Here is an 11,774-nt window from a genome sequence, read left to right as displayed (position 1 = left end):
TTATGTTATTGAGTACTTGGGGAAAGTACCTGACGAAGTAAAACGCTCCAAGTGGTGCTTTGGAGCGTTTGTTAAGATAGTGATTTAATATATACCTAAATATACCTCAGTGATGACATTCAATTTAAGCAAATCGGGATTGATTTGATATCTGCTAAGGTACCCACTGAGTTTAACTCAGTTTAAAGCGGCTCATTACATCTTTAAGAGAAATGGATAGCTGGCTTAGTTCGCGGCACGCCTGTGCGGTTTGCTCCGAACCTTGAGAGACCTCTTGAGATGCCAAATGTATGTTTTCAATGCTGCGGTTAAGCTCTTCCGCAACGGAGTCTTGCTGGTTACAAGCCGTGGCGATTTGGGTACCCATGTCTGAGATGTCCGAAATCGAATGCTCAATGTCGCTCATCAGCTGTTTTGATTGAATGCCTTGTTCTGCACATTCTGAGATACTGGTTCTAGAAAGTTCAGTGGCTGATTTTGCGTCTTTTGCAAGTGATTGTAGCTGCTCAATGATCGAAGTGATTTCACTCGTTGAATCTTGCGTACGGCCGGCAAGAGTTCGAACTTCGTCTGCAACGACGGCAAAGCCACGACCAGACTCACCAGCACGCGCCGCTTCAATGGCTGCATTAAGTGCAAGTAGGTTGGTTTGATCGGCGATGTCGCGGATAACATCCACGATCACGTTAATTTTATTCGATTGCTGTTCAAGCTCTGCTACGGTATCGCCTGCAGCGCCAATTACGTTTGAAACTTCTTGAATCGCGTCAACCATACCTTGGGTTTCACGAACACCGTGTTGTGTGCGGCGGTTTGCTTCGTTAGCTTGGTTCGCTGAGTCTTCAGTGTTACGAGCAACATCGGCTACGGCCGCTTTCATTTCTGTCATTGCTGTTGCGATGTGCGTAATTTGCAGCTGTTGATCTTTCATACCAGACGCAGAAATATCGGAGATTTGGTTCATCTCTTCGACAGCGCTGCTTAACTGAGTAACTGCAGCAATCACGTTATCGATAACTTGGCGTAAGTCATCTTGCATCTTAGTGGTCGCGTCTGCCAGTTCACCAAGCTCATCATTGCCGATTGCTTTACGGTCAATGTCACTTGATAGATCACCTGTTGCGATGGCATTTGCTTGCTCAACAACAAGTTTAAGTGGGCCACAAATTAGGCGAGTCAGCACGTATGTCATGCCTACCATGATCAGTAGAATAATCACGTTACTTGCAATTGAAGAATTACTCAATCCATTTACAGAGGACAGGATATGAGTTTTGTTGCTGTCCATAGCTTCTTTAAGGAGACGGATTAGTTCGCCTAACTCTGAGTCAACCGCTTCGAAAGCAGACAAAGAGTTCGCCAAAATAGGGTGGGCCTTGCTTTTGTCGTTAGCTAGCATCGCTTCATTGTACTGGTCCATAGTAACCAAGTACTTTTTCCACTGACGCATAAGACGCTGGTAAGTTTGCTGCTCTTCGCCAGGCCAGATAGTTTCACCGTAAGCGTTGAGCTCTCTAGTGATCTTTTCGCGTTCTCTAATATTGTTAGAAATTTTAGTTTTGACTTGGTCTGCGTCTTCATAAGTGTACGCAGCAAATTGAGCTCGGCGCCAGCGAGACAAATGATCTCGAATCGAATCGACCCTTTCCATTGCAGGAAGCGTATCATCGGTATAGTTTAAAAGCTCAGATTTGATGCTTTTGAGCTCTGTAGATAAAAACACGCCAAATGCAATGTTGACGATGGCAATGAGTAAAAACGATAGCGATATCTTTTTCGCTATAGAAAGATTCTTGATAGACATTAGTGATATACCTTGTTTTTCTTATGTTGTGTCGCCAAAGTAAACCACATCCTTATATGTGATATATGTCCATTAAATTACTGCAACTCGTGTAACGTACCATTATTTATTGATATTTTCGATAATGAATTGAGCTTTGTTTGAAAATAAAAAAAGTCAATGATTTTATAAAGGTACGACCACATTCGATATAAAGTTATCAGTAACAAAATATGATGTTCTGTACGCAGTCGTGCCAAGAGTAGGGAATTAAATTGTTACAGATGTTACAGCGGTGAAAAGATCAGCGTTCATAACGTGATAGTCGCGTGTTTACCTCGAAGCAGTTACGGGCACTAGTATGCGTATGACTTAATAGACAATGAAAGGGAACGGGTGCTTATTGGTCTAATTGAATGCCAAATGTACTAGTCAGATCGCTTTTTAAGCACTTAAATAAAAAAGATAAAATTTATTGTTGACCAGATAAATTAATCCGTTAAAGTACGCCTCGTTCTCACGGCAAAGGTCGATGAGACAGATGGTGTCTAACCCATCGCATGATTGCGTTGCCCTGGTGGTGGAATTGGTAGACACAAGGGATTTAAAATCCCTCGGCGTTCGCGCTGTGCCGGTTCAAGTCCGGATTTATCAAGCCAGCTTAATGCTGGTTTTTTTGTGCCTGAAATTCAGATAAACCTCTCCTCAGAATCTTTTCTCCTGTCTATCTCCTGTTCCCTGTGCAGATTTCCTGCGCAAGTTAAGTGTCAAGAACCTCCTGTGCTGATGAACTGTGCGTAATCTTCGTGCCAGCATACCCAAGGCTAAATTTCTGTGCTTCTCTTGTCTTAGTCCGGTCTGGTGGGGCGTGATGAAGCGGACGCGAAACCTAGTAAAAGTTTTTATGTAAGGGTTAGTGTCCACTGCCGGAATTTACTTTGGTCACGGACAATGCAAAAAGTATGATATCAACGATCTTTCAGTACTTTTGTTCGGCCTGATCTTGTCTGATGTGTTATGAATATAGTTGCTATAAAGAAAACAAGGACAAAAGTATGACGCTTCTTGAAAATATTTATGAGGTATTGGAGTCCGCTGACGTAGCCTTAACGGATAAACAAATAGAGGCGAAGTTGCGTGAACAAGAAGAATATAGGTCAAAGTCATCAAATTTGGTAACCCAGATAAGGGCCCGTTTGTATACGGATATCAAAGAAAAGCCCGTTAGTAAATTTGCTGTGCTTGCCCCGAATACATTTGGCTTAAGTTCTTGGCTAGATAGAAAGAACTATGAGCAATACGAGCCTAGGGAAAAGGAAATACACAAATCCCACCTAGATGAAGTCATTGCCGTCTTTGAGAGGAGTTTATTAAGTGAGTTGTTGCCTGGCAATGGACTAAGAACGATGGAACCTCCATTAGCTTGGTTTGCTTCAAACTGTCAGCCAATGTTACGAAGAGATGCAGAGCAATCTACTGAATATATTCAATTAGTAAGTTCATTTGTTATCACCAGTGGTTCGTCTATGTTCACTCACGTTAGATCTGGCCGAGCTCCAGAATCAAGGTTGAAGGGAGAAAAATCAATATTACTAGGGGGACATATTGAGTATGACGAAGTGATGCAGTTAAGTAGCGATATAAATTTCGATCTCTTTGAGCAAGCAAAATTATTTACAAGAGAATTAGAAGAAGAAGTAGAGCTAAAAACTAATAGCAATATGAAATTTATAGGTTGTATGTATGACGATAGCCGAACAGTAAGCTCTCAGCATTTATCTTTGTTACACCACGTCGAATTAAAAAGTCAAGATGTGATTGTTAAAGAAAAAGGATATCACATAAATCCAGAATGGATACCAATTGAAGAACTGAAAATAAAACGTGATGAGTTTGAAAACTGGTCTTCAGTTGTCATAAAAACAATATTTGATGTGGAATAAAAATATGATTGAAAGTATATTAAATATCAGAATTAGTATTAATAAATGGACGAGAGATAACCCTGTAGATTGGTATATCATTACGCTGTTATCTGCAGGTTTAATTTATTTTTTTAAAGATAGTGATTTTTCTATATCAATTAAATATTCTGATGTTGATTACAATGTTGAAAAATGGATTTTGATAACATTGTTAATTGTGGTTGTGTTTTTATTGTTTATAATTTTTAAAACTATCAATAATAGGTTTGTGAAAAAGTATAAAGATACACTTTGCGAAAAGGAAGGAATAATTAAAGATTTTCAAGAGGTTGGGTTGGTTAAAGCAGATCAGAGCATAGAGACTGGTATGGATGCTAAAACAATGCTTTCTAACGTCAATAGTAATTTTATGTTTTTAGGGACAGGTGCTAATAAGCTTACTTCACATCCCGAGCAGTTTAATGAACTTCTAAAGTGTGGGAGTGTGAAGTTTTTGGTTTGTGATCCAGAAAGTAAAGCGCTTGAGAAAATAAGCTCCAGAGCTAAAACTGATTATATAAACACTGTAAAAGCATCAGTGGAACGATTAAAGGAGTATGTTGATGATGGCCACGATTTGGAACTTAGACTTTATAAAGCTGATTTAATCGAACAAATGCCTATTTTTAGATTGGCTTTTTTTAATAAGAATCAATGCTTGTGTTCCTACAATTTCTTTAGTCCAGATACTAAAGATGGGACACAACTTCCACAATTGCATATTGTTCATCCTGAAAATTCAAAAAATCCAGAAAGCTTTTACTTCGCGTTTAATAAGTATTTTGAACGACTTTGGGAGCTAAATGAATGTAATACTTATACAGGTAAAAATAAAGAATAATATGTTAGACTATGATTTTACTTACTTAGGTTGTGGTAATAAAATTTCCGCTAAAAATCTTATAGATTTAGGTTTTATAGAAAATTACTCTAAACTTGAAAATGATTCTGAGTTTGCAAGATTATATGATAAAGATGTGGCTGTTTCGGTTGATACTGTTATGCCAATATCAAATTCTATTAAGTTGTATGTAGAATCGACATTTTATCATTGCGCAAATGATTTATATTCACATGGAGTTATTCCTAAATATTGTACAATATCATTTGGATTTTATTTTGGTTTATCGGATTTAGAAAAGAAAGACATCGTCGAAGAGATGAATAAAGTTTTACGACTAGAGTCAGTTAGATGTGTTAATTTTCATTCTTATTTGTCAGATCAAACGTCTATTACTATGACTATTTTTGGAGAAAAAGACCTTGATGTTTTAGATTGCTCTAAGATAAATTCTGGAATGAAAATAATTTTAACAAAGCCAATACTTGATTATGGACTGGATCATGACTCTAGCGATAGTTGGGTACTAAGTACCTCCAATAAAATAGTTGTAGAATTGAAAAAAAGATATAATGTTATTTGTAAAGATGTTTCAGGTTTTGGACTTATTGGAAGTATTTTCCCCTTTCTATACGATAGCTCTTGTGGAGTAAAATTATATAAACATTCTGAATTTTATATTGGAGACAATAAAGAAGAACATTGTTCCTTTAGGCGAAATATTGAGTCTTTCTCTGATTATGTTTCAAGTGAAATTAGAGATGACTTTATGTTTAATAAAATGTTTATTGGTCAAACTAACGGTCCTGTGGTTATTTTTACTAATGACTGTGAACAAGTTCTTTCCTATCTATCTTTACATGACCTATGCCCAATCTTGATAGGGGAGGTAGTAACTAGTGGCAGTGATATCAAGATTGATTTTAAGTGAGGATTAAAATGGATTTTGCGTGTATTCATGGCAGGTTTCAACCCTTTCATAATGAACATCTTGAATATTTAATGATGGCTAAGTCTAAATGTGAACATATTATCATTGGAATAACTCAGCCTGATATAAATTCATTAAGTTCAATTTATGGGATTAGAAAGAGAGTATCTTCTATTGATAATCCGTTAACTTATAATCAGAGGGTTGAAATGATTACTAGAGTATTGGATTATTTTAAAGTTGAGAAAAACTCGTATAGTTTTATTATGTTTGATATTGATGACCCAGAAAAAATAAAAGAAAATTTGAATCTTAGTTGTAAATGCTATACAACGATTCGAGAAGAATGGAACAATAAAAAGATACAGACATTAATGTCTTTGGGGTATCAGGTTGAAGTATTGAAAGAAGATTATTCACCAACTAGAATTACGTCGACTAATATCAGGGAAAAAGTTTTGAATGGAGATGAAAGTTGGAAGGATGATGTTCCTAAAGGATGTTCTGACTACTTGGAAGAAATCGATTTCGTTTCAGTTTTGAATAAAAATCTTTCATAGAATTAAATGAACAAAATCCGTATTGAATGCAATCTATAACATATATTAATATTATAAGTTATATTGTAAATGGTATGCAGTATGGATAAAAGGTTTAAATTCACTACGGCTAAGATCACTAGCTTACCTTCCAATGACCTTAATTCTCGGTCCACTGAAGCAGAGTATTCCTGTTCCGAATTATCGGGCTTCAAGGTTCTGGTTGGTAAAAATGGGCGAAAGAAGTGGTTGGTTCGATATACCTTAAATGGTAAAAAAGGCTCTTTATCTCTTGGTACGTTTCCAGAAGTTTCCTTGGCGGATGCAAGGAAGAAGGCGCAACGTATTAAGCTAATGGTTGCTGAAGGAATAGATCCAAAAAACTCAACCGTCAAACCAGACATACCTACTGTATCTGAATACTTCAACAATCACTTCATTAAAATTTCTAAGTCACGCAAGAAAAGCTGGCGACATGATATAGCAAGATTTAACCACTGTGTTGATATTTGGGATATCAGTTATGACCAGCTTAAAGTTTCACACATACAGTCCATGGTCGCAGGATTGATGGATAAGGTTCATTTACGTGGTAAGAAGCTAAGTCGTTCAACAATTAACCGTGTGTTATGTTTGCTCAAGCTAATGGGACGCATGATAGAAGAAGAGTACTCCATTCCCAACGTTGCGGCTCGTGTTAAGTTGTTTCCAGAAACAGGAGCTAGGGAGCGATGGCTATCGCCTCAGGAGATAAAACGGATTTTCGAAGAGCTAAGAAAACCGGATTATTGTCCTATTCGTAGCCGGTTTATTATTCTGCTTTTCATGCTGGGATGCAGAGAGCGCAGTCTCAGGGCTGCTCGTTGGCCAAATATTGACCTTGAAAATGGTGTGATGCGTATACCAAGGGAAGACTCAAAGAATGGGTTTCAACACCAGATCCAGCTTACGCCCCAGGCGATTCAAGAGTTTCGGTTTTTGCTAAGGCTCAAGAAGAAGGGGAACCCATATGTATTTCCAGGGCAAAAAGAAAAGTCACACATCAGCCAACCTCGACATTTATTCAACAAGATCAAAAAAGAATTGATGCTTAAGGAACCCGATCAGATCGTTTTTCATACAGCACGTCACTCTTATGCATCATCACTTATATCTGCAGGCGTTGATGTTGGTGTGCTAAAGCAACTTCTCGGCCATAAATCCATTAGTAGCACAATGCGTTATGCGAGAGCTGGGAATGAGTCTCTTCGTCAATCTTCGCAAGTTCTAATCCAATTAATCGACGAAGCCTAATCGCTTCGATATTAAATCAACATATCAGCCCGAACCCAACGAATGAGTTCGGGCTTTCTTATATATGGAGTTTTGAAAATGAAAATAATCACACAATTCAATGAGCTTGATTCTCTACCGTTATCGGAAGAGACAATAGCAGCTTTACGACACCACATGACTGAACCATTCGAATTTGATGATGTAATTACTGCTGAATTCTGGCAAGAGGTTAGCACTAGCCTGATATTAATCGAAGAGTCAGATACGGATGAATCCATTAATCAGCAACCAGAGAGTGTTCAGCATCTTATTCGTTTTGTACAAAACTACCCCGAAACGGTTTACCTAATTAACAGTACCGACACGGACTTTATCATTGCCCTTGCCATCGTCACCTCAGCAGGGGGCGGCGTTTATTTAGTTAGTCCAACATCAAATACGTCTCACCCTGTACGGATTTTGTTACCGCACGCAGAGTCGTTATAACTCAAGCCAAACAATAAGGATAAGTATCTATGTCCCGCAAAATCGCCAGTAATAAAAATAAAGCCGATAGCGAAGTAGAAGTTATGGAAGAAAACTTACAGACAGGAGTGGAACCGGAGAAAGCACAAGAGACGCAAGACCAAGATAATCAGGAAGCAATAGAGTGTGAGGGTACTGCCATCCTGCTATCAGGGAAAGCTAAAAAGCTTAGTCCAAAGAGCGAGAGTTACATTTATTTCGACTTGGTCAAAACAATAGAAGATGAAGAACTGCATCTAAAGCTAACGGGCAATGATAGTGGGGGCTTATTTACCAAAGAACTCATTTCAATAAGAAAATTGATAAATATTCTTAAGGAGTACAAAGATAAATCATTTAAAAGTACAGTGTTAAAACCAGCAATAATCGGCGGAAGTGCTAATAATCCCTCGTTTACAGCTAGTGCACTGAGATCTGATACGATTGGACTAATAAAGGCTGCGCCGAATAGTCTGTTTCTTCACGTTCTGTCGACAAATTTTGATGAACGTCGTGATCAACTGCTCGCATTAGTTGACGCTGACACCTCCACCGAAACTACCGCATAAACCCCTTTCATACTGCGCACTAATCAAGAGCGCAATCCTCGAAAAATCAAAGAGAAATTATTATGAAACTGACCTATGGCGAAAAGCTAGGGCTACCTGTGTCTGATGCTTTTAAACAACTAATTAATGAAGAAGTCAGTAAACATCAAATCAACAATGACGTTACCGCAATTACGCTTAATTACCGTGATAGTTTATATACACCCGAAGATGGAGGATTTCACCCAGTAGAGCTACGTTTTGAGAAAAAAGATAACTGCTGGCATCTGGCTTACCTGACTGACTTTTCCTATGCTGGCCTTTACTCTGAACTTGAGAAAGAAATTGATTTCGATGTGACTCACGATGTCGCTTTCATCCGGTTCATGGGCGAAGTACCACTAAGCAGGCCAGATGTGCAGGACTTCTTTAAAACTTACCAGGCTAACTTTATCAGCTATGTAGCAATGGAAGCTTACGATGACGTTAAGCTAACTGTGGACTGAAGGAACGACCAGACCGGGACAAGAAATGAACAGGAGAAATTTTCACGTTGCTCTGGTCTGTACATTGGACAAGCCATCATGCCAGTGAAAACAAGGTGCGATGGCTTTTGCCTTTTCATTACTGGTCACCGAGCCAAGGGATTAGAAAATCCTTGAACTTCAAAGCCAAAGGAGGAGATCTGAATGATCTTGTGTCAAATCAGTAGTTGGAACTGTCAGGGAAAATTCCCGAGAAAGTTAGCGTTCGACTCATGGCTACATGTAAAAGTAAGGGCTGAAAACAGGTGCGTTGTGTTTGTGGAAGGTCAAAGCGGCCACGGAGCCTAAATCACATTGTTATAAGGTGAACTGGCCGGTTGATGGGGGACGGATTAGTAATCGGCTATTCCGGCCCCATTACCATTACTGGCAATGAGGAAGGGTAATGGATCGCCAAACGGACAATTTTCGTTAAACGTGATGCACTCTAACGATAGCCAGAGGTGATTGAATCTGTAATTTCAATAGCTATATATTATTAACAATTCGGCCCCTAGCGGGTTATTTATTAGTTTATTAGGATGTACTAAAAAATAGCAACGATTTAAGTTTTCCCTTATTCGGTATCAGTCTACGATTCCATCAAGTCAAGGGCTTTGTATGCGGAGCATGGAAAGACAAGAAAATGGCTCATACTGGAATGTTCAAGGCTAGGGCCGAGGAGTTGGGTAACTCGCGGCTTGATTATGTAGCGGGGTGTCTACGACGGAGATGTCAGCCAACACCAAGATTTAGACGGTGATTGACTAGGAACTGTGGCTTTTACATGACGGTGTTCAGGTAGATCTGAAGTTCTTGCTTCAACTGGTACCGCAACCAGTCGGGTGACAATACCTCTGCATCAGGAAGCCACGCCTTTAGCTGACGAAGCAAGTGTGGAATGTTATTGGTTTGGTTACAGGCTAATACGTCTCCGGAATCCAGTACTTTCAACATTCGAAAATCATGGTCGGTGCTTTCATTGAAGAAGGCATCGGCAATTCGTCCCCGAATCTGTATAACCACGTCAACAGGAGTTATTAACTCAACATCTGATCGCCAACCAGTGATGCTCTGCTCGACGTTAGTATCGGGAGAGTATTTGTCCTCATATCGGACTAACTCGGAAATTCTGGCAACTCTGAGTAAATCTAGGCGGTTTCTGTGTGCTCCGGCGAGATACCAGAGTCCTCTATCGTTCACCAACCGGTATGGGTGGAACTGATCATAGGCCTGTCCATCGCAGACAAAGCTGATTACGTGCCGTAGTTGAACCGATTCGATAAGTTTCTGGAACATAGAAGCGTTTTCGCTGATGTCTTCAATCCGTGGGTTCTTGAATAGAAACGGCGTCGTCGGTTTGTTGTTAAGCACTCCGTTACTCAGGTAGTGCTTGCCTGAAAACAGGGTGTCGAGTCCCATGTTGGCAAGTAATGTTGATATTTCGTGGTTAGTCTGCTTACCCAAGACTTTTGGATCAAGAAAATAACATGCACCTTCGCGTTGAATAGGGAGGTAATTTAATCGCTCATTGAAATCCCTCTGCAGGGTTCTTTCACTCACACCGAACTCTCGCCTCAATTCTTCCAGATATAGCCGTTCTCCCGTATTCAAACGGGTCAAAATAATACCAAGTCTTTTCGCTAGGGTGTCGTGTTCTTTCATGCTACGCATTTTAGATAGACCACTCGTCAGGGCATGTCGTGCTTTGAGAGAATCCGATTATTTCTAGCTAAACTTCATAAGGTTACTGATATTGCTATAGCTTTTATTGGTCGCCACAGCGTATGTCTGACAAGGCATATATAACTTGAGTGAAATTGATTCACTCGTCTCGACACTACCTGTCGATCACCCTCTTTAAACTATTAACCATTCTCGCTTTCGGTGCCTTTACCGATGGCGTCATGACGTATTCAAGGAAACAACACAATGAAAAAATCAATCATCCTGCTAGGTCTAACGTGTCTATTCGCTACCACATCATCATTCGCTGGCGGTACGCTCGGCGGTAATCCGGCTGACATTTCGAAGATAGAAAAATCCTGGAATGGGAAAGCAGGTAAACAAGTTTACTCTCAGTCTGGCCCACGTATTGAGTGGTATGCCGATGCCTGTGGAACCATGAATGGCAAAGTCATGGATGTGGCGAAATGCGGTCTAGATACCCCTAAAGGTAAAGCACAATAAGTTTCGTTGCGGAGCTTGGCTCAAGGTACATCGGTTTCGAATTGGACTCTCTAGGCCGAGGTATCAATGAGCTTCGCAACACCCCATTACTTCATCCAATAAACAATAAGGAGTCTTTATATGACGATTAAATCAATCACAACCCTAGTAACAACCTGTCCGGCATGCGGTGAGCGTGCTTATGATGATGGTAGCTGTCAGGTGTGTGGTCACTCTCACTAAGCAGTGTTACAAAAAATTAGAGGACCATGTTCTTTACTGAGCATGGTCCTTTTTCATATATAAAAGAGGCAAACATGCAAAGCAGAACCTTTTCACAATCGTCATCCCAATCCAAAAAGAACACAGGTATTCGTGCAGCGAAAATAGGTGCAGCTCTCGGAGCTAGGTACTATGGGGCCTACGGTGCTTTAGCTGGTGGAGTTGCTGGGTTTTTGATCGGTATTGTCGCCGACGAGGTTATAGATGATTGACTGAGCGCCAGAAGAGCAGGGGAGAACCCTCTGCTTTTTTTTGTTAAGGGGCAATGAGGCTCACAAAAGTGGACGTGTTTCCTTAGTAAATGACTCATTAAGGAATGTCGTCCACTTTCGTTCACGCAGTGATTACACTTGATTTTTGAGTTCTGAGTGTCTCCAAATTATTTTTGGACAGAAGTTACTTAGAGTTTCTACT

General features: G+C 39.8%; 12 protein-coding genes and 1 tRNA gene. 11 read left to right on the top strand and 2 right to left on the bottom strand.

Annotated features, from left to right (window positions below):
* Positions 1 to 172: 172 nt before the first annotated feature.
* A complete protein-coding gene (locus tag R7Q41_RS13500; protein ID WP_005375988.1) occupies positions 173 to 1,804 on the bottom strand; it encodes a methyl-accepting chemotaxis protein in 1,632 nt (543 codons plus the stop codon).
* Between the two features lie 554 nt (positions 1,805 to 2,358).
* Between R7Q41_RS13500 and R7Q41_RS13495 the strand changes: the two genes are divergently transcribed.
* The 9 genes from R7Q41_RS13495 to R7Q41_RS13455 all read left to right on the top strand — a co-directional run bounded on the left by R7Q41_RS13495 (position 2,359) and on the right by R7Q41_RS13455 (position 8,891).
* Positions 2,359 to 2,438 (top strand) — tRNA-Leu (locus R7Q41_RS13495).
* 400 nt (positions 2,439 to 2,838) lie between these two features.
* Positions 2,839 to 3,726 (top strand): HTH domain-containing protein, encoded by an 888-nt coding sequence (locus R7Q41_RS13490; RefSeq protein WP_180769564.1) that lies wholly within the window; start codon positions 2,839 to 2,841, stop codon positions 3,724 to 3,726.
* A gap of 4 nt (positions 3,727 to 3,730) precedes the next feature.
* Positions 3,731 to 4,588 (top strand): hypothetical protein, encoded by an 858-nt coding sequence (locus R7Q41_RS13485; protein WP_193246494.1) that lies wholly within the window; start codon positions 3,731 to 3,733, stop codon positions 4,586 to 4,588.
* The gene (locus R7Q41_RS13480) at positions 4,551 to 5,519 is read left to right on the top strand and encodes a hypothetical protein (protein ID WP_276444243.1); all 969 of its coding nucleotides are present in this window, start codon (positions 4,551 to 4,553) and stop codon (positions 5,517 to 5,519) included. The genes R7Q41_RS13485 and R7Q41_RS13480 overlap by 38 nt, the downstream gene beginning before the upstream one ends.
* Before the next feature lie 8 nt (positions 5,520 to 5,527).
* Positions 5,528 to 6,079, top strand: a complete 552-nt coding sequence (locus R7Q41_RS13475; protein ID WP_140139239.1) for an adenylyltransferase/cytidyltransferase family protein — start codon at positions 5,528 to 5,530, stop codon at positions 6,077 to 6,079.
* An 81-nt stretch (positions 6,080 to 6,160) separates the two neighbouring features.
* Entirely contained in the window at positions 6,161 to 7,351 is a 1,191-nt protein-coding gene (locus tag R7Q41_RS13470; protein WP_140139238.1) for a site-specific integrase, read from the top strand.
* 78 nt (positions 7,352 to 7,429) lie between these two features.
* Positions 7,430 to 7,819, top strand: a complete 390-nt coding sequence (locus tag R7Q41_RS13465; RefSeq protein ID WP_140139237.1) for a hypothetical protein — start codon at positions 7,430 to 7,432, stop codon at positions 7,817 to 7,819.
* A gap of 29 nt (positions 7,820 to 7,848) precedes the next feature.
* Entirely contained in the window at positions 7,849 to 8,406 is a 558-nt protein-coding gene (locus tag R7Q41_RS13460; RefSeq protein ID WP_318144524.1) for a hypothetical protein, read from the top strand.
* Positions 8,407 to 8,468: 62 nt separating this feature from the next.
* Positions 8,469 to 8,891: a DUF2787 family protein gene (locus tag R7Q41_RS13455; protein WP_169644537.1), complete on the top strand. Its 423-nt coding sequence runs from the start codon at positions 8,469 to 8,471 to the stop codon at positions 8,889 to 8,891.
* 801 nt (positions 8,892 to 9,692) lie between these two features.
* Here the strand turns inward: R7Q41_RS13455 and R7Q41_RS13450 are convergent.
* Complete coding sequence (locus tag R7Q41_RS13450; protein ID WP_169644535.1) at positions 9,693 to 10,574, bottom strand: helix-turn-helix transcriptional regulator; 882 nt, start codon at positions 10,572 to 10,574, stop codon at positions 9,693 to 9,695.
* A 267-nt stretch (positions 10,575 to 10,841) separates the two neighbouring features.
* Between R7Q41_RS13450 and R7Q41_RS13445 the strand changes: the two genes are divergently transcribed.
* Both R7Q41_RS13445 and R7Q41_RS13440 read left to right on the top strand, forming a co-directional pair.
* Positions 10,842 to 11,099 (top strand): hypothetical protein, encoded by a 258-nt coding sequence (locus tag R7Q41_RS13445; RefSeq protein WP_169644533.1) that lies wholly within the window; start codon positions 10,842 to 10,844, stop codon positions 11,097 to 11,099.
* 296 nt (positions 11,100 to 11,395) lie between these two features.
* On the top strand, positions 11,396 to 11,572 hold the full coding sequence (locus R7Q41_RS13440; RefSeq protein ID WP_019280745.1) for a hypothetical protein: 177 nt from the start codon (positions 11,396 to 11,398) through the stop codon (positions 11,570 to 11,572).
* Positions 11,573 to 11,774 lie beyond the last annotated feature (202 nt).

It is taken from the genome of Vibrio sp. 2096, from assembly GCF_033339595.1.
GTDB classification, from domain to species: domain Bacteria; phylum Pseudomonadota; class Gammaproteobacteria; order Enterobacterales; family Vibrionaceae; genus Vibrio; species Vibrio alginolyticus.
This window is presented reverse-complemented; position numbering and strand designations above follow the sequence as displayed.